We start from the raw sequence: 18,060 nt of genomic DNA, 5'->3' as shown, positions 1-18,060 counted from the left end.
AGTAGCAAAATTGCTATGAATTCCTAATGATAGACTTATCTTTCCCTTAAGAAGTATAGATGGAATTTCTAAACTCATTTGATTCCTTGAGATATGCTTTGTATATAGCTTTTTTCAACGTCTGAACAGGAGTTTCAATAAAACGGTATTGTTTTTGGCTGATATTTCCTGCTTTGATTTGAGCAAGTTCTTCTTTTACCGCTTCATCCATCAATTGCTTCATTCGTTCAGGACTGGAAATCACTTCCTGCTTACCTTTGTAGTCAATATCAAGAAAATTAAATATGATTTCTTTGTTACAGAGCAAAAAAACCACAAGTGAAATCAGTTTTTCTGACTTCACTTGTGGTATGTTTTATAAATAGCTTTACTGAATTCTAGCAGATCTCCAAAGCCATTTTCCTATCTCTTTTTCACCGACATTAAGGATATGTCTCGCAAACTAAAGAAAGTGAGAGCAAGCATAGCTACTGTGATAAAGAATTCTGTTGGCAGTTGGAAGATTTGTAAGATTGACAACATCAATAGAATCAATAGGGCAACAAAAGCAAATACTAGAATAACAATGTTGACCGTTCCCTTGATACTTTGAGGTGTCGCAAATACATAGAGTAAGAGTAATAAAATCCCTATGATTAAATAGACCATTTTCTGCTCTTTCTAGCTCTTATTCAGCTGATTTTTTCTTTTTGTTTGCTTTCTCACGCTCCGCCTTGTTAAGGATTTGTTTACGCAAACGGATAGATTCAGGAGTTACTTCCATGTACTCATCGTCGTTCAAGAACTCAAGTGATTCTTCAAGAGTCAAGATACGAGGAGTCTTGATAACTGCTGTTTGGTCCTTAGTAGCTGAACGAACGTTGGTCATTTGTTTCGCTTTTGTGATGTTAACAGTCAAGTCGTTTTCACGAGAGTTTTCACCGATGATCATTCCTTCGTATACTTCAGTTCCTGGGTTAACGAAGATAGTTCCACGTTCTTCGATAGACATAATTGAGTAAGTTGTTGCCTTACCAGTATCGATAGAAACAAGGGCACCACGGTGACGTCCACCAATTTCACCTGGAATCAATGGTAAGTATTGATCGAATGTATGGTTCATAATCCCGTAACCACGAGTCATTGACAAGAATTCGGTTGAGTATCCAATCAAACCACGCGCAGGAACAAGGAAGACCAAACGAGTTTGACCATTACCAGTTGAGACCATATCCAACATTTCACCCTTACGTTCAGAGAGACTTTGGATAACAGATCCTTGGTATTCTTCTGGTGTGTCGATTTGCACGCGCTCGAACGGCTCACATTTGACACCGTCAATCTCTTTTACGATAACTTCTGGACGAGATACTTGAAGCTCATAGCCCTCACGACGCATGGTTTCAATCAGGATTGACAAGTGCAATTCCCCACGTCCTGAAACAGTCCATTTATCTGGCGAGTCAGTTGGTTCTACACGAAGAGAAACGTCTGTTTGCAATTCTGCTTGCAAACGTTCTTCAACCTTACGAGAAGTTACCCACTTACCTTCACGACCAGCAAATGGTGAGTTGTTGACCAAGAAGGTCATTTGAAGAGTTGGCTCATCAATGTGAAGAACTGGCAATGCCTCAACTGCATCTGTTGGAGTAATGGTTTCACCGACAAAGATATCTTCCATACCTGATACAGCAATCAAATCACCAGCTTTGGCTTCTTGGATTTCACGACGTTCCAAACCAAAGAAACCAAAAAGTTTTGTAACACGGAAGTTCTTGGTTGTACCGTCCAATTTAGAAAGGGTAACTTGGTCCCCAACCTTTACACTACCACGGAAGACACGTCCGATACCGATACGGCCTACAAAGTCGTTGTAGTCAAGAAGTGACACTTGGAATTGAAGGGGTTCATCTGAGTTATCAACTGGAGCCGGAATGTGGTCGATAATGGTATCAAAAATTGGCGCCATAGTCTTTTCTTGATCTGCTGGATCATCTGATAATGAAGATGTTCCGTTGATAGCTGACGCATAAACGACTGGGAAGTCAAGCTGGTCATCATCCGCACCAAGCTCGATGAAAAGTTCCAAGACTTCATCTACTACTTCTGCTGGACGAGCTGACGGTTTATCGATCTTGTTGACCACAACGATTGGCACAAGGTCTTGCTCCAAGGCTTTTTTCAATACGAAACGAGTCTGTGGCATAGTTCCTTCGTAAGCATCTACGACCAAAACAACACCATCAACCATTTTCATGATACGCTCAACTTCTCCACCGAAGTCCGCGTGTCCTGGCGTGTCCATGATATTGATACGAGTTCCGTTGTAGGCAACTGCTGTATTTTTCGCAAGGATTGTAATTCCACGCTCTTTTTCAATATCGTTTGAGTCCATAGCACGCTCTGCCAACTCTGTACGTGCGTCAAGAGTTTCAGATTGTTTCAACAATTCGTCAACGAGGGTTGTTTTCCCGTGGTCGACGTGGGCGATAATCGCGATATTACGGATATCTTCTCTTAATTTTGTCATGATTTCCTCTATTGTATTCAAAAATTTATTTTCTAACTGAACGATTATACCACAATTTTAAGCAAATGGCATAACTCAAGTAAGTGTAAATGTTTTCAAAAGAAAATTCATGACTTCTCTTTTCTTTTCAAAAATCCCAACTTGTGATAAGATAAGCTGGTATGCGTTTAGATAATTTATTGGCCCAGGAAAAAATCAGCCGTAAGAGCATGAAACAAGCTCTTCTGAAAAAAGAAATCTTAGTTGATGGACTCCCTGCTACTTCCCTTGCACAAAATACTGATACAGGGTTGCAAGAACTGATTTTCCAAGGCAGAAGAATTCAAGGATATGAACACACCTACCTCATGCTCCATAAGCCAAATGGAGTCGTGACTGCAAGCAAGGATAAGAAACTCCCAACGGTCATGGACCTCCTTCCTCAGCACCTCCAGTCTAACCAACTCTATGCCATCGGTCGTCTAGATCGAGATACAACAGGGCTCCTCCTCTTAACGGATAATGGCCCCCTAGGCTTTCAGCTCCTCCACCCTCAATATCATGTGGATAAAACTTACCATGTTGAGGTCAATGGAGCACTGACTCCTAATCATATCCTAGAATTTAAGGATGGAATTGTATTTTTAGACGGAACTACCTGTAAACCTGCTCAACTTGAGATTCTGTCTTCAAGTCCTAGTTTCAGCCAAGCCTCCATTACAATATCAGAAGGAAAATTTCATCAGGTCAAAAAAATGTTCCTTTCAGTTGGTGTCAAGGTCACAGCTCTAAAACGAGTTCAGTTCGGGGATTTCATTTTAGACCCAAACCTAACAGAGGGTCAATACCGGTCCTTGAACCAAGAGGAATTGAAAATCATTAAAAAATACTTAGAGAAAAGTGGATAAAACAAAAAAGCTTTAAAACTAAAGCTTTTTTGTTTTAATGAATTCCCGAAAGTTGCGAGATAACTAGGATACAGAAAAGTACAGAGAGAACAATCCCTAAAATAGAGAGAATTTTTTCTGTCTTATAGTCCAGACTCTTTTTGATGTGAATTAGCCAAGACCAAACCAAAAACACCAAAAATAATACTGAACACTGGAAATCCAAAGGCAAATATGATAGATAGGATCCCTAAAACAAGTGACGTTTTTTTCTTTTCTTGCATATCCTATAAACTCCTTAAACTCATACAAATGAATAATACTATAAAAATTAACTTTATCAATTGGATAAAACAAAAAAGCTTTAAAAATAAAGCTTTTTTTGTTAGAATCCTGATTAGTGCATCATCAAAACGACTCCTGCAATCCAGTTAAGGACTGAAATGACAATCCCTACGATATTAAGAATTCGTTCTGTTTTATAATCAAGTTCAGATTCTTTTTGATGTGAATTAGCCAAGACTAGACCAATGATCCCCAAAACGAGACCTACGATTGGAGATAACAAACCAAGGACGATAGATAGGATACCTAAAACAAGTGATGGTTTTTTCTTTTCTTTCATCTTCAAAAAACTCCTTAAATTTTATACTAACAATTATACCATAAAAAGCCAAGACTTTATATTAAACATATGTGACAACTTTTTTCACATTGTTAATTAGATTTCACCTTCCCTGTCCAAGAATCCAATCCGTAAGAGAGAATATAGATTTCTGAGAAACCTTGTTTTTTCAAAAACAGTGCTGCGTTTGTGACACGTTGCGCACGTTGGTTTTCATAGAGAAGGACAGGTTTATCCTTGCGAAGAGCTGCAAGACTCGTCTTCAATTGATTTGAAGGGATATTACGAGCTCCGAGGATATGTTTTCTATGAAAATCAGCTGGATCACGCAAATCAATCAACTGACCTGTACAAATCAAAGACTCAAACTCTGCATTGTCTACAATTTTCGCTGCACGGCGAATACGAAGATAGTTGTATCCCATCCAAGCCAACATCGCTATAATAAGTCCCCATAATACCCAAGTTACCATATTACCTAATCTCCATTTTTTTCTAAATAGTCTAATTCTAGTTTGTGCTCTCTGCGAAGAACAGCTTCTGCTTCAAGATAATCCAGCTTGTCCATCAAGCCTGCATCATAGATTCGAGATAGCTCGATCTTCATCAGTTCAATGTCATAGAGACGTTTTCCCATATAGACAATGATACCAAACTGTTTGAGAAATTGTTGCACATCGTAGAGTGTTTTCATAGCTTTCATTTTAGCAAATAATCAGAGTTTTTTCAATAGTTCCCTAATAGTTCGGGGTTGGTTTCCTTATTTTACTATTATCTGAATTTCTTTACACTATGACAAAGAAGAAATCCTAAAGTCATTCCAACGATATTTTGCATGAGATTTGGAATGATTTCTGGAATAGCTGCACCCCAACCATTCATCCAAGCTGATGCCAAGGCATAACCAGCTACCATGAATAAAGTCGCTAAGACTAAGCCTAGCCATTGCCATTTCCCTTTAAAGCCTGCTAAATAACCTTGGAAACCATGGTTAATTAAGCTAAAAATCATCCACTGAGGGTAGCCTGAAATGAGGTCAATAAGAAATCCTGCTAAACCTCCAACAACGGCCCCTTCACGACTGCCAAAGTAAAAGGCTGTGAAGAAGACTCCAACGTCCAAAAGTGTTAGAAATCCAGTTGGTGTCGGGATTTTAATAAAATACCCCAATACGACAGAACTAGCTGCCAAGATAGATACTAGGGCGATTTTAGTTGTTTTGGTTTGCTTCATACTGTCTCACTCCATATTGATCTGCTTGTGCAATGGCACGGTAAACAAAGGCTTTGGAACTTTCAATTGCTGGTAATAGTTCCTCTCCCTTGACTAACTGACTAGCAATACTTGATGCAAAGGTACATCCTGCACCAGCATTTTGTCCTTGGATGACTGGATTTTCAAGAATAGTGAAATTCTCCCCATCATAAAAGACATCCACAGCCTTATCCTGACTGAGGCGATTTCCACCCTTGATAATCACTGCTGGTGCACCCAAGTCATGTAATTTCTGCGCTGCAGCCTTCATATCTTCCAGACTTTCAATCTTTTGGTCTGAAAGCAACTCTGCCTCAGGAAGATTCGGAGTAATCACTGATACATAAGGGAAAAAGCGAATCAACTCTTGACAGAGCTCACTAACTGCAACGTCGTGCGTTTCCTTACAAACCAATACAGGGTCCAAGACTACTGGAACTCCTAATCTTTCCTTAATGAAATTCAATGCTTTTTCAGCAATACCGACTGTCGGCAAGAGACCAATCTTAATCCCTCCAAAGTCTACACTTTTCAGGCTATCCAACTGTTGTTGGAAAATAGTCTCCTCCGTCGGGAAGACCTCAAAACCATTTTCCGTCAAAGCAGTTAAACAAGTCATGGCTACAAATCCATGCAGACCATTCAAAGTATAGGTGGCAAGGTCAGCCGCCAATCCACCACCACTAAAAATATCATTTCCTGAAAGTGCTAAAATACGATTATTCTTCATAATGAATCTCCTTCAAATACAAACCATTAGGCGCTGCAGTTGGACCTGCCAACTGTCTGTCTTTTTTCTCCAAGATGAGGTCAATCTGTTCAATCGGCATACGGTTGTTACCAATTTTCAGCAAGGTTCCAACCATATTTCGAATCTGCTTATAGAGGAAGCCATTGCCTGAGAATGTAAAGGTCAAAAACTGTCCTGTTTCATCAACTCTAAGGCTAGCTTCCGTGATCGTCCGAACCTTATCCTCCACGCTAGTTCCTGAGGCTGTAAAACCAGTAAAGTCATGTGTTCCCTCTAGTTTTTTTACAGCAAGCTGCATCCGCTCCACATCTAGTGGATAAGGATAATGAGTCGCATAATGACGACGCATAGGATTTTTAGGACGTCCTCTATCTACGATAAACTCGTAGGTCTTGCTATGCTTGGCATAACGGCAATGAAAATCGTCAACCACTATCTCAATCGAAATCACATCGATATCTTCAGGACTTTGGGTATCGAGAGCAAAACGAAGTTTCTCCTCATCCATCTGATAGGGAAGGTCAAAATGGATGACCTGACCTAAAGCATGAACGCCACTGTCCGTTCGCCCAGCGCCATGAATGGTAATAGCTTGTCCCTTATTTAATTTGGTTAAAGTTTTTTCAATTTCCTCTTGGACACTACGCGCGTGAGGTTGCCGCTGGAAGCCAGCAAAAGCGTAGCCATCATAGGAAATTATAGCTTTATATCTAGTCATGTATCTATTTTATCAAGAAAATTTCTCTGCAACAAGTTTGAAAACCAAAAATTGTACGGGTACAGTTTCTAGTGTAATTTAGTTCTTATCTAGATTTTTTCATTATGTATTTTCGTTCAGGAACTTCAATGGTTTGAACAATTTCAAATCCCTCTTTGTGGTAGAGGTCTCTAGCTATTTGATTTGACTCAAAAACCGTTAGGGAAATACTTTCTATTTCTTCATTTTCAAACATTTCTTGAAGAAAGTATTGAAAAGCTTTTCTACCTAATCCTTTCCCCTGCTTATGTGGAGCTATGAGAAATCTTCCAATATGAAGATTTTTATCTTCTAGTTTGATTTTCTGGATGATGCCTACAAACTCTTCTCCAACAAAAATGGAAAAAATCCCTTCAAACTTTTGTAAGGTTTGGGCATTCAAGGGATAAGAAATTTTGGGACCCATCCATTGCTTCTGGAAACTTTTTCCCAAAGCATTAGACCACTGGCTAATGAGTCGGGCATTTTCTAACTGTAGTCCTTTTTCAAAGTGAATTTTCATATTTGCTCCTGAAACTTCTCCTATATCCAACTATTATACTCTTTCTCTTATTTTTTCCGAATAAATAAGTATGATTCATCTTTATTTTTTTCTTGTTGGAACGATTCTTGCTTCCTTTCTAGGCTTAGTCATCGATCGCTTCCCTGAACAATCCATCGTCTTTCCTGCAAGTCACTGTGATTCTTGTCAGACTCGCTTGAGACCACTAGATTTGATTCCGATTGTGTCCCAGATATTCAATCGCTTTCTCTGTCGCTATTGCAAGGCTCGCTATCCTGTTTGGTATGCCCTTTTGGAGTTGGGGTTAGGACTTGTCTTTCTAGCTTTTTCTTGCAGTTTTTTAACGTTGGGGCAAATCATATTGATCACCTCTGGCTTGACTTTAAGCATCTATGACCTTCGTCATCAAGAATATCCCTTGATCGTCTGGCTAATTTTTCACTTAATCCTCATGGCTTGCTGTAATTGGAATCTGGCCATGGCTTTCTTCTTGATTCTTGGAATCATTGCTCATTTCATCGATATTCGCATAGGAGCAGGTGATTTTCTCTTTCTAGCCTCTTGTGCACTCGTCTTTACACTTGCAGAAATTCTGATTTTAATTCAATTTGCTTCCACAACTGGCATTCTATCCTTTCTCCTACTAAAGCAAAAGGAAAGGCTTCCTTTCGTGCCTTTCCTCTTGCTGGCTGCTTGTGTGATTATTTTTGGTAAGCTACTGCTTCTAGGATAAAGTCGGCGATTTCTGCTACTTGTCCTTCATGTAGAGCCTTAACAATCTTGGAACCGACGATAACACCGTCTGATACAGCATTGAAGCGTTCCACATCAGCCTGAGTGGATACACCAAATCCTGTCAAAACTGGAATGTCAGCCACTTGATGAAGTTGAGCCAAGTGCTTGTCCAAATCATCTCGGTAATTCCCTGATTTTCCTGTCACTCCATTGATAGCAACGGCATAGACAAATCCTTCTGCCCCTTCAATGAGTTCCTTTTGACGGTCAATTCCTGTCGTCAAGCTGACAAGTGGAATCAAAGCAATATCTGTATCCGCCAAATATGGCTCTACAAAATTAGCATGTTCATGAGGGAGGTCTGGAATAATCAAACCCTTGACTGCTGTATCAGCAAGATCTTTAACAAATTTCTCCACACCGTACTGAAAGAGGGGGTTAAAGTAGGTCATGATGACAAGCGGAATTTCTGTTTCAATGGTTTTCAAGGTTTCAACCAAAGCCTGGGTAGAGGTTCCGCGAGCTAGACTGCGCAAGCCTGCTTCTTCGATAACAGGACCATCTGCAACCGGATCCGAGAAGGGAACTCCCACTTCAATGGCAGAAACACCCAAATCTTCTAAAAAGTGAATTGTTTCACCGAGACCAGACAAACCTTTTTCATGGTCTCCAGCCATAATATAAGGGACAAAAATTCCCTTTCCAGTTGCTTTGATAGCGTTCAGTTTTTCTGTTAGCGTCTTAGGCATGAGCTTCTCCCTTCTTTGCTGCGTCTGCTTCCAAACGGTCTTTGACTTGAACTACATCCTTGTCCCCGCGACCTGATAGACAGACAATCATAGACTTGTCTGGGCCAAGTTCTTTGGCCAATTTCACCGCAAAGGCGATAGCGTGACTAGATTCCAAAGCTGGGATAATCCCTTCCACACGTGACAAGAGTTGGAAACCTTCCAAGGCTTCCTCATCTGTCACAGGAACATAGGTCGCACGCTTGATATCGTGGTAATGAGAATGTTCTGGACCGATACCTGGGTAGTCTAAACCTGCCGAGATAGAAAAGGCTTCTAAGATTTGTCCATGAGCATCTTGGAGCACATCCATGAGCGAACCGTGGAGAACACCTGGTCTACCCTTGGTCAAGGTTGCTGCATGATGCTCTGTATCCACACCTAGTCCTGCTGCTTCAGCTCCATACATAGCCACTGACTCATCTTCCACAAATGGATGGAAAAGCCCGATAGCATTCGAACCACCACCAACACAGGCAACTAGCGCATCTGGTAGATTTTCGCCTGTCAAATCACGGTACTGTTGTTTGGCTTCGCGTCCGATAACACTTTGGAAATCACGAACAATTTCTGGGAAAGGATGAGGTCCCAAGGCAGAACCAAGAATATAGTGAGTGTCATCGATATTTGCCACCCAAAAACGAAGGGCTGCATTGACTGCATCTTTGAGCACGCGCGAACCATCTGTTACAGCTTCTACCTTGGCTCCCAAAAGTTCCATACGGAAGACATTGAGGGCTTGGCGTTTAACATCTTCCTCACCCATAAAGATAGTACATTCCATGTTGAAAAGTGCTGCAGCAGTTGCAGTTGCTACACCGTGCTGACCGGCACCAGTTTCAGCGATAATTTTCTTTTTGCCCATGCGTTTAGCGAGAAGAACTTGTCCCAAGGCATTGTTAATCTTGTGTGCACCTGTATGGTTGAGGTCTTCACGTTTGAGGTAAATCTTGGCTCCGCCGATATGCTGGGTCAAGTTTTTTGCGTAGTAAAGAGGTGTTTCACGTCCTACATACTGGCGCAAAAGTTGGTTTAACTCTTCTTGGAAACTTGGATCTGCCTGACTTTCACGATAAGCCTCTTCCAATTCCAATACTGCTGTCATCAATGTTTCTGGGACAAAACGTCCACCGAATTTCCCGTAAAATCCATCTTTATTTGGTTCTTGATATGCCATGTTTTACCCTCTCTATAAATCTTCTAATCTTTTCATGATCTTTTTGTCCGTTTGATTCTACTCCACTTGATACATCTACTGCATAGGGAGTAAAGTGTTGAATTGCTTCTTCTACATTATCCTCATTGAGCCCGCCTGCGATGAAGAAAACCTGAGGTAGTTCTGTCGTATCCAGTTGCCCCCAATCAAAGGTTTGACCACTTCCTGCGACAGGTGCATCAAAGAGTAGATAATCTGCCTGAGAATTGGGTACATGCCCATCCCCATCTACTTGAACAGCCTGAATACTGGCACAAGGCAAATCCTCAAATAAATCATCCACCACCTGACCATGAATTTGAACCAAGTCCAAGCCAACTTTTTCAATCGCTTCTAGTAGTTCTGATTGACTAGGCGAAACAAATACCCCAACTTTTTGAATATGGCTAGGAATCAGTGTTGCCAGCTCCGCAGACTGGTCCAAGGTCACTTGTCTTTTGCTAGGAGCGAAGACAAAACCAATATAGTCGGCCCCTGATGACACAGCTGTTTCTACCGCCCCTTTGGTCGATAGTCCACAAATCTTAACCTTTGTCAATCTGCAACTCCTTGATTCTCTGGGCGACATCTTCCGCTTGCATGAGGGCTGTTCCTACCAAAATTCCGTTAAAGTAGGGTGCAACTCGTTTTGCATCCTCCTTTGTAAAAATAGCAGATTCGGAAATGTAGAAGCAATCATCCTTAAAGTATTTGGCCAAGTCCACGCTGGTCTGCAAGTCAACTTCAAAGGTTGTTAAATTGCGATTGTTGACACCAATAATTTGAGCTCCAAGTCTATGAGCCACTTCCAGTTCAGCCAGATTATGAGTTTCCACCAACACTTCTAAACCAAGCTCTGTCGCGTAGTCGTAAAGCTCCTTCAGTCGTTTTTCAGATAAGGCCGCTACGATGAGCAAGATGACGGTTGCACCTGCATTGCGAGCACGGATGATTTGCTTTTCATCGATAATAAAATCCTTATTCAGTGTCGGAATCTGTACCTGACTAGAAATCTCTCGCAGATAATCCAAATGACCTTTAAAGAAAACCTCATCTGTCAGAACAGAAATCATAACCGCGCCGTTAGCCTCGTAAGTCTGGGCCTGTTGTACGATATCCACATCAATATTGATATCACCTAGACTTGGGCTTGCCTTTTTGACCTCAGCAATGATTTGCAAGCGGTCTTGGTGATTCTTCAAAAATTCTGCCAAACGATAGGTCTGGCGCAAGGGCTGAACTTCCTCTCGCTCCATCTTTTCAACTTCGCGCGCCTTTTGCTCTAGGATACGTGATAAAAATTCCTGACTCATCTTTGATACTCCTGTAATAGTCTGAGTTTTTCAAGGGCCTTACCACTGGCAATCACTTGACGTGCCAATTCAACTCCGTCCTTGATACTGTCTGCTTTACCATTGGCGTAGAATCCGAGACCAGCATTTAAGACTGTAGTTTCCAAGAATGGACTTGGTTCGTTATTAAGAACACTGACAAGAATTGCTGCATTCTCATGAGCATTTCCTCCACGAATGTCTTCAATAGCAATGCGTTCCATTCCCAAATCTTCTGGAGTAAAGGTTGATAAAGTAATTTCACCATTTTCAAGAAGGGCAATGCTGGTAGTTCCATTCAAACCAGCTTCATCCAACCCTTCTGGACCAGCTACTACAATGGCACGTTTGCGACCCATGTTTTTCAAAACCTGAGCAGTACTTTCCAGAAGTTCCGGACGACTAATTCCTAGAAGCTGTGTTTCCAAAACCATTGGGTGAATGAGCGGACCTGTCAAATTCATGATAGTTGGAATTCCCAACTCCAAACGAGCTGGCATAATGTATTTCATGGCTGGGTGCATGTTTTTGGCAAATAGAAAGACGATTCCTGTCTGGTCAAATACCTTACCCAGTTGTGATGGTTTGAGATCAATATTGATTCCCAAAGCTTGCAAGACATCTGCCGAACCAGATTTTGAGGAAATTGAACGATTTCCATGTTTGGCCATGTGGATTCCTCCACCTGCCAAGACAAAGGCTGCAGTTGTAGAAATGTTGAAGCTAAATGACTTATCTCCACCTGTACCACAATTATCCATAGCATCTTGAATGTTGGTTGGAATGTGTTGAGCATGTCCTCTCATGACTTGAGCGAGGGCTGTTCTTTCTTCAGGTGTTTCTCCCTTCATTTTAAGAGCTAACAGTAGTGAAGCGATTTGTGCTTCTGTCACTCGCCCTGTTACGATGCGTTCGATCACATCTGTCATTTCAACACCTGATAGATCTTCAAAGTTCGCTAATTTTTCAATAATTTCTTTCATTTTATTTTCCTCACTTTACAACTTTCTCGATAAAATTCTGAATCGAAGATAGGCCATCTGGTGTTCCAATACTTTCTGGATGATACTGCAAGCCATAAATCGGCAATGTTTTGTGTTGAATCCCCATAATAGCTTGGTCATCTGTTGAACGAGCTGTCACTTCAAACTCTTCAGGCATCTCTTCAATTAAAATACTGTGGTAACGCATGACTGGACGATTATCCTCGATTCCTTGATAGAGAACTGAAGGAGTCTCAAATCGAATCTGGCTTTGTTTACCGTGCATAACTTTAGGAGCCAAACCCAACTTACCACCGAAGACTTCTGCAATGGCTTGGTGCCCCAAACAAATCCCTAGAATAGGTTTCTTACCTGCAAAATCACGAATCATTTCTTCCATTTTCCCAGCATCAGCTGGCCAACCTGGACCAGGAGAAAAGACCAGTCCATCTGCCTTTTCAGCATGTTCATAAAGATGTGGATCATCATTTCTCAAAACCTGAACTTCTGCGAAATTCCCTATATATTGAGCCAGGTTATAAGTAAATGAATCATAATTGTCAATCAATAAAATCATGGTCTTAGTTCTCCCATTCTAGTCATAGATTTAGCTTTGTTAATGGTTTCTTGGTATTCGTTTTGGGCGATAGAGTCGTAGACGATCCCTGCCCCAGCCTGCACATAGGCTGTTTGATTTTTGAGAATCATAGTTCGGATGGCGATGGCGAAATCCATATCACCCGTCGCAGACAAGTAGCCGATTGCTCCTGCGTATACGCCACGTTTTTCTGTTTCTAGTTCATAGATGCGTTTCATGGCCCGAATCTTTGGTGCTCCTGAAACTGTTCCAGCAGGAAGTGTTGCTTTCAAGGCATCCATGGCAGTGAGTTCTGGAAGCAAACGCCCCTTAACCACGCTGGTCAAATGCATGACATAACGGAAAAGTTCGACTTCCATATACTTGGTTACTTGGACACTTGCTGTTTCAGAGATGCGACCAATATCATTACGTCCCAAGTCTACTAACATCCGATGCTCTGCTGTTTCCTTCTCATCCGAAAGCAGGTCTGTCGCCAAATCCTTGTCTTCTTCATCCGTAGCGCCTCTTGGTCGCGTACCTGCAATTGGATTGGTTGTCACGATACCATTCTTGACGGAAACCAAGCTCTCAGGACTGGCACCGATAATTTGGTAATTTCCAAAGTCATAAAAGTAGAGGTAATTTGATGGATTGGTCACTCGAAGATTTCTGTAGAAGTCAAAAGGATTTCCAGTTACCTCTGCGGAGAAGCGCTGACTGAGTACACATTGGAACATATCTCCATTGCGAATCAAGTCGCGAGCTGTTTCTACCATTTCTTCAAATTTCTGAGGTGCAATATGTGGTCTAAACTGAAGCGGTGAAACGTCCAAATCTTCAAATTCATTTGGAGCAGGGATTTTCAACTCCTCTAAAACTTGATCCAAAGCTGCTTCTAGTTCTTCATTGCTTCGATCACTGTAAAGAGTATCCTCGATGATATGAATTTTTTCTTTCTTGTGGTCAAATACCATATAACTCTCGTAAACAAAGAAATGCATATCTGGTGTCCCAATCGTATCCTCAGGAAGCTGACCAATTTCTTCATAAAGAGAAATCATATCATAACCAACAAAGCCGATGGCCCCACCACCAAAAGGTAGGTCTGAATGGTGATGGCTCTTATGAGTCACCTCATAGAGGAAATCCAAGGGATCACGATCAATCACTTGGCCATTTTGATATAGGACTCCATTCTCGAACTTAATTTCAAAAACTGGGTTATAGGCTAAGATAGAAAATCGAGCATTTTCCTTTTCTCTTGGGATACTTTCAAGGATGACCTTGTGTTGTCCGTTCAAACGCATATAAGCCAAGATTGGTGATAAAACATCTCCATGAATGATTCGTTCCATTGTAATTTCCCTTTCAGTTCTTCTTAAATTCCGTGTTGATTCTACAAAAAATCCCCACGCAAAATAACTTGCGTGAGGACGAAATTCGCGGTGCCACCTCAATTATAGGATTTCTCCTATCTCTCATTCCTGTCTCAGAATCTTCCTGTAACAGGCTGTGCGATAAAGGGCACTCCCTTGAGAATTATGTTTTCTTCTCTCATTTTCAGATAGACCCAATCTTACAGTTTTCTCTGCTTGTTTTCAGCATCCACAAGCTCTCTGTGAGAGAAATCTCTGTAACTTTTCCATCTTTTATTTTTTAGCTTCAAGGTAGTCTGCAATGGCAGCTACGTCCTTGTCTCCACGACCAGAGACATTGATGATGATAATCTCATCTTTACTTAGTTTTGGTGCGCGTTTGACTGCTTCAGCGATAGCATGTGAGCTTTCAATTGCTGGGATGATTCCTTCTGTTTTGCTTAATAAAAGCAAGGCTTGGACAGCTTCTTCGTCTGTCGCTGCTACATACTCTACACGACCAGAGTCTTTAAAGAAGGCATGTTCTGGACCAACCCCTGGATAGTCCAAACCTGCTGAGATAGAGTAAACTGGTGCAACATTTCCGTCTTCACCAAAGACTGCATAGGTCTTCATTCCATCGACAATTCCGACACTACCCTTAGTCATAGTTGCTGCGTGTTTATCAGTATCTAGACCATGACCAGCAGCCTCTACCCCGACCAATTTCACTTCTTCATCAGCTACATATTGTGAAAAGGCTCCGATGGCATTGGAACCACCACCTACACAGGCAATAACGTAATCTGGCAGACGTCCTTCTTTTTCCAAGATTTGACGGCGAGATTCTTCACTGATGACTTTCTGGAACTCATGGACAATGGTTGGATAAGGGTGAGGACCTACAGCAGAACCCAGAACATAGAAGGCTTCAAGGTCATTCATCCATGCTCCAAAAGCTGCATCAACCGCATCCTTCAGAGTACGTGTTCCTGTTTCAACTGCGTGAACAGTTGCTCCCATCATCTCCATGCGGAAGACGTTGAGACGTTGGCGTTCCACATCTTCTGCCCCCATGTAGACATCACAGGCCATACCAAACTTGGCTGCAGCAGCCGCAGTCGCAACACCGTGTTGACCAGCTCCTGTTTCAGCAATGACACGTTTTTTACCCATGCGTTTAGCAAGAAGAATTTGTCCCAAAACGTTATTGAGTTTATGTGAACCAAGGTGGTTAAGGTCTTCACGTTTGAGATAAATCTTAGCTCCACCTAGGTGCTCTGTCAAGCTCTCTGCATAGTATAGCGGTGTTTCACGACCTGAATAATCCTTCAAGTAATGGCGAAACTCAGCTAAAAATTCTGGATCATCTTTGTATTTTTCAAATGTCACTTCCAATTCATCTAGCAAAGCCTGAATTGGTTCTGGTACAAAACTACCACCAAATTGTCCAAAATATCCTTTTGTTGTCATAAAATTTTCCTCTTTTCCATTGTTCCAAAATATGAAAAAACCCACACATGGAATCTACTTCCATGTGAGGGCGTTTGTAACGCGGTACCACCTCAATTGTAAAGAGACTATCCCCTTTACATCTCTGCCTTGTCTAACAACAAGTTGCACTGTAAGGTGTGCCTACCGAATTTTCATTGTTTCAAATTCACTTTTAAAATCAGCCCAATTTCACTACTTTCAACCACCTGTTCACAGTAACCACAGGCTCCCTGAAGATCAAAAATAACTACTTTTCTGATTTGTTGAGTTAATTATATGTTATTGCCTTTTCTTTGTCAACCGTTTTCATTCATTTTTTACTAATTTTTTTAATTAGTTTTTTGAAGAAGCAAGAACTTCTTCAGAAACTCTGACAAAAGTCTCAATGATATAATCTACTTCTTCATCTGTTAATTTGGTATGAAGTGGTAGTGTAATCTCGTTTACAAAGAAGGCATAAGCCTTTGGATAATCTGCCATATCGAAACCAAGATTCTTATAGGCTGTCAAAAGCGGAAGCGGTTTGTAGTGAACGTTACTTGCGATTCCTGCCTTGGCCAATTCTTGAATGATTTGGTTGCGTTGTTCGAGACTAGCTCCTTCCACATGGGTGATGTAAAGGTGACGACAAGACTCAACAGTATCTGTCTCATGAGCCAATGGGTGAATCCGAGTTCCTGCAAATCCACGGTCATAGCGATCCACAATATCCTTACGACGTTGTAGTAAAGCAGGATAACGATCTAGCTGAACCAAACCAAGTGAAGCCATGATGTCTGTCATGTTGCACTTGTAGGCTGGTGTTACGATATCGTATTCCCATGAACCTAGTTGCATCTTAGCAAGCGCATCTTTGGTTTGACCATGAAGAGATAGGATTTGGAATTCCTTGTACATTTCTTCATCGTCAATTGCTGGATTTGCCTTCCAAGTTGCACTTCCTCCTTCTGCAGTTGTAAAATTCTTAACTGCGTGGAAAGAGAATGATGTGAAGTCAGCGATTGAACCAGCTGGTTGTCCCTTGTAGCTTGACCCCAAAGCATGGGCACTATCAGAGACAATCACGATACGGTTAAAGGCTTTTTGCCACTTACTAGCAGCTGTAAATAGGTCACGTTTCTTTTCTACAACTTGGAACAAACGGTCATAGTCACAGATAATCCCTGCTAGTTCTACCGGGATGATAACCTTAGTCTTCTCAGTAATAGCTTGCTCTAGTTGGTCATAATCCATCTCAAAAGTATCTTCTTGGATATCAACCATAACTGGTGTAGCACCTACGTGAGTAATGACACTACATGATGCTGTATAAGTCATAGTTGGAACGATAACTTCATCGCCAGGACCCACTTCCAGCACACGCAAGATCAATTCAAGAGCTGCTGTTGCAGAGTTGAGGCAGACCGTCTTAGGTGTCTGTGTGTAAAGAGACAAACGACGTTCCAATTCTTTTGTCTTTGGACCTGTTGTGATCCAACCAGAACGAAGGGTATCAGCTACCTCAGCAATTTCAGCTTCGGTAATATCAGGTGGTGAAAATGGAATATTATACTTGGTCATTGATTTACTCCTTTTACTGTATTCACTCTTGTGACTACTTATTTTAAAACTTCAAATACAGTCTGGAACATGATTTTGATATCTCCGAAGAAATTAAAATCACGTAGGTAGGCTAGGTTAAAGTGCATTTTTTCTGGAAGGACTCTTTCCACATAAGCCTGGTCAACAGTCATGCCTTTTGCAGTCATTTGACTGATGATGGCATCCTCATCCTTATAGTTAATGCTGGCAAGGGACGTAATCCCTGCAGGTAAGAGCAAGGTAGCCATCATTTCAGGGCTATACTGCTCTGTGTAGCGTGGTACTTCTGGACGAGTTCCCACAAAGGACATCTCACCTTTGAGAACATTAACCAATTGCGGCAATTCATCCAAACGCACACGGCGAATGAAATTTCCAACCTTTGTGATGCGACTGTCATTGGCAGAAGTTACCAGACTTCCTTTCTTGTCCGCATCCGTTACCATGGTCCGGAATTTCCAAATCTTGAAATGTCGGTTGTACTGGGTTACCCGCACTTGCTTGTAAATAACTGGGCCCTTGCTATCTAGCTTGATCCAAATGCTTAGAATCAGAAATACGGGTGAAGTCAAGATTAACAAGACCAAGGCTAGAAACAAGTCTAGACAACGCTTGAGAATCAGAGAGCCTTTCCTTTTAGAAACAAGCTGGTAGTATGGTTTTACCTCACTTAATTGCATTTCTTGAGGTAGTTCATCCCATTTCAGCATGCACATTCTCCTCTGTTTTTTAATATGTAATCTTTAAACATTCT

Annotated in this window: 22 protein-coding genes, 1 pseudogene and 2 other annotated features; of the genes and pseudogenes, 2 read left to right on the top strand and 21 right to left on the bottom strand. The window is 41.4% G+C overall.

The window, feature by feature from the left end; all coding sequences use genetic code 11:
- Positions 1 to 46 precede the first annotated feature (46 nt).
- From K1I67_RS02645 to typA, 3 genes are read right to left on the bottom strand one after another with little or no spacing between them, the layout of a single operon-like run.
- Complete coding sequence (locus K1I67_RS02645) at positions 47 to 343, bottom strand: ZmpA/ZmpB/ZmpC family metallo-endopeptidase (RefSeq protein WP_223338641.1); 297 nt, start codon at positions 341 to 343, stop codon at positions 47 to 49.
- A 59-nt stretch (positions 344 to 402) separates the two neighbouring features.
- On the bottom strand, positions 403 to 648 hold the full coding sequence (locus K1I67_RS02640) for a DUF3165 family protein (protein WP_223338640.1): 246 nt from the start codon (positions 646 to 648) through the stop codon (positions 403 to 405).
- 19 nt (positions 649 to 667) lie between these two features.
- The gene (gene typA, locus K1I67_RS02635) at positions 668 to 2,509 is read right to left on the bottom strand and encodes a translational GTPase TypA (RefSeq protein WP_223338639.1); all 1,842 of its coding nucleotides are present in this window, start codon (positions 2,507 to 2,509) and stop codon (positions 668 to 670) included.
- A gap of 161 nt (positions 2,510 to 2,670) precedes the next feature.
- Here typA and K1I67_RS02630 point away from each other — a divergent pair, with 161 nt between their 5' ends.
- Entirely contained in the window at positions 2,671 to 3,396 is a 726-nt protein-coding gene (locus K1I67_RS02630) for a 16S rRNA pseudouridine(516) synthase (protein WP_223338638.1), read from the top strand.
- A gap of 34 nt (positions 3,397 to 3,430) precedes the next feature.
- Here K1I67_RS02630 and K1I67_RS02625 read toward each other — a convergent pair.
- The 8 genes and pseudogenes from K1I67_RS02625 to K1I67_RS02590 form a co-directional block, all read right to left on the bottom strand.
- A pseudogene (locus K1I67_RS02625) lies at positions 3,431 to 3,659 on the bottom strand (hypothetical protein).
- Positions 3,660 to 3,772: 113 nt separating this feature from the next.
- Positions 3,773 to 4,000: a DUF4190 domain-containing protein gene (locus K1I67_RS02620; RefSeq protein WP_223338637.1), complete on the bottom strand. Its 228-nt coding sequence runs from the start codon at positions 3,998 to 4,000 to the stop codon at positions 3,773 to 3,775.
- A gap of 92 nt (positions 4,001 to 4,092) precedes the next feature.
- On the bottom strand, positions 4,093 to 4,473 hold the full coding sequence (locus K1I67_RS02615) for a rhodanese-like domain-containing protein (RefSeq protein WP_223338636.1): 381 nt from the start codon (positions 4,471 to 4,473) through the stop codon (positions 4,093 to 4,095).
- 5 nt (positions 4,474 to 4,478) lie between these two features.
- The gene (locus K1I67_RS02610) at positions 4,479 to 4,703 is read right to left on the bottom strand and encodes a YqgQ family protein (protein WP_000646475.1); all 225 of its coding nucleotides are present in this window, start codon (positions 4,701 to 4,703) and stop codon (positions 4,479 to 4,481) included.
- 68 nt (positions 4,704 to 4,771) lie between these two features.
- A complete protein-coding gene (locus tag K1I67_RS02605) occupies positions 4,772 to 5,233 on the bottom strand; it encodes an ECF transporter S component (protein WP_223338635.1) in 462 nt (153 codons plus the stop codon).
- Complete coding sequence (locus tag K1I67_RS02600) at positions 5,211 to 5,984, bottom strand: bifunctional hydroxymethylpyrimidine kinase/phosphomethylpyrimidine kinase (RefSeq protein WP_223338634.1); 774 nt, start codon at positions 5,982 to 5,984, stop codon at positions 5,211 to 5,213. The genes K1I67_RS02605 and K1I67_RS02600 overlap by 23 nt, the downstream gene beginning before the upstream one ends.
- A complete protein-coding gene (gene truA / locus K1I67_RS02595; RefSeq protein WP_223338633.1) occupies positions 5,974 to 6,723 on the bottom strand; it encodes a tRNA pseudouridine(38-40) synthase TruA in 750 nt (249 codons plus the stop codon). Before truA ends, K1I67_RS02600 begins: the two co-directional genes overlap by 11 nt.
- An 85-nt stretch (positions 6,724 to 6,808) precedes the next feature.
- The gene (locus tag K1I67_RS02590) at positions 6,809 to 7,264 is read right to left on the bottom strand and encodes a GNAT family N-acetyltransferase (protein WP_049528154.1); all 456 of its coding nucleotides are present in this window, start codon (positions 7,262 to 7,264) and stop codon (positions 6,809 to 6,811) included.
- A 70-nt stretch (positions 7,265 to 7,334) separates the two neighbouring features.
- Here K1I67_RS02590 and K1I67_RS02585 point away from each other — a divergent pair, with 70 nt between their 5' ends.
- Entirely contained in the window at positions 7,335 to 7,997 is a 663-nt protein-coding gene (locus K1I67_RS02585; protein WP_049528069.1) for a prepilin peptidase, read from the top strand.
- On the opposite strand, the gene trpA is transcribed toward K1I67_RS02585, so the two are convergent.
- The 10 genes from trpA to K1I67_RS02535 all read right to left on the bottom strand — a co-directional run bounded on the left by trpA (position 7,966) and on the right by K1I67_RS02535 (position 18,016).
- Positions 7,966 to 8,748: a tryptophan synthase subunit alpha gene (gene trpA, locus K1I67_RS02580; protein WP_049528072.1), complete on the bottom strand. Its 783-nt coding sequence runs from the start codon at positions 8,746 to 8,748 to the stop codon at positions 7,966 to 7,968. The genes K1I67_RS02585 and trpA overlap by 32 nt on opposite strands.
- Positions 8,741 to 9,964, bottom strand: a complete 1,224-nt coding sequence (gene trpB, locus K1I67_RS02575) for a tryptophan synthase subunit beta (protein WP_223338632.1) — start codon at positions 9,962 to 9,964, stop codon at positions 8,741 to 8,743. Before trpB (K1I67_RS02575) ends, trpA begins: the two co-directional genes overlap by 8 nt.
- Positions 9,942 to 10,541: a phosphoribosylanthranilate isomerase gene (locus K1I67_RS02570; protein WP_223338631.1), complete on the bottom strand. Its 600-nt coding sequence runs from the start codon at positions 10,539 to 10,541 to the stop codon at positions 9,942 to 9,944. Before K1I67_RS02570 ends, trpB (K1I67_RS02575) begins: the two co-directional genes overlap by 23 nt.
- Positions 10,528 to 11,295 carry an indole-3-glycerol phosphate synthase TrpC gene (trpC, locus tag K1I67_RS02565; protein WP_223338630.1) on the bottom strand — a complete coding sequence of 256 codons (768 nt, stop codon included), beginning with the start codon at positions 11,293 to 11,295 and terminating at the stop codon, positions 10,528 to 10,530. The genes K1I67_RS02570 and trpC overlap by 14 nt, the downstream gene beginning before the upstream one ends.
- Positions 11,292 to 12,296 carry an anthranilate phosphoribosyltransferase gene (trpD, locus tag K1I67_RS02560; RefSeq protein ID WP_223338629.1) on the bottom strand — a complete coding sequence of 335 codons (1,005 nt, stop codon included), beginning with the start codon at positions 12,294 to 12,296 and terminating at the stop codon, positions 11,292 to 11,294. The genes trpC and trpD overlap by 4 nt, the downstream gene beginning before the upstream one ends.
- A gap of 10 nt (positions 12,297 to 12,306) precedes the next feature.
- Positions 12,307 to 12,873 (bottom strand): aminodeoxychorismate/anthranilate synthase component II, encoded by a 567-nt coding sequence (locus K1I67_RS02555; RefSeq protein ID WP_045615265.1) that lies wholly within the window; start codon positions 12,871 to 12,873, stop codon positions 12,307 to 12,309.
- Entirely contained in the window at positions 12,870 to 14,231 is a 1,362-nt protein-coding gene (trpE, locus tag K1I67_RS02550) for an anthranilate synthase component I (RefSeq protein WP_223338628.1), read from the bottom strand. Before trpE ends, K1I67_RS02555 begins: the two co-directional genes overlap by 4 nt.
- 71 nt (positions 14,232 to 14,302) lie before the next feature.
- Positions 14,303 to 14,529 (bottom strand) — a binding site (T-box leader).
- Positions 14,526 to 15,704: a tryptophan synthase subunit beta gene (gene trpB / locus K1I67_RS02545; RefSeq protein ID WP_223338627.1), complete on the bottom strand. Its 1,179-nt coding sequence runs from the start codon at positions 15,702 to 15,704 to the stop codon at positions 14,526 to 14,528. Its footprint overlaps the feature before it by 4 nt.
- Before the next feature lie 63 nt (positions 15,705 to 15,767).
- Positions 15,768 to 15,992: a binding site (T-box leader), on the bottom strand.
- 66 nt (positions 15,993 to 16,058) lie between these two features.
- Positions 16,059 to 17,285, bottom strand: a complete 1,227-nt coding sequence (locus tag K1I67_RS02540) for a DegT/DnrJ/EryC1/StrS family aminotransferase (RefSeq protein WP_223338626.1) — start codon at positions 17,283 to 17,285, stop codon at positions 16,059 to 16,061.
- Positions 17,286 to 17,323: 38 nt separating this feature from the next.
- The gene (locus K1I67_RS02535; protein WP_223338625.1) at positions 17,324 to 18,016 is read right to left on the bottom strand and encodes a sugar transferase; all 693 of its coding nucleotides are present in this window, start codon (positions 18,014 to 18,016) and stop codon (positions 17,324 to 17,326) included.
- Positions 18,017 to 18,060 lie beyond the last annotated feature (44 nt).

Origin of the sequence: Streptococcus infantis (genome assembly GCF_019929575.1) — a bacterium.
GTDB classification, from domain to species: domain Bacteria; phylum Bacillota; class Bacilli; order Lactobacillales; family Streptococcaceae; genus Streptococcus; species Streptococcus infantis_L.
The sequence above is the reverse complement of the archived record's forward strand: the minus strand, read 5'-3'. Positions and strand labels throughout refer to the sequence as shown.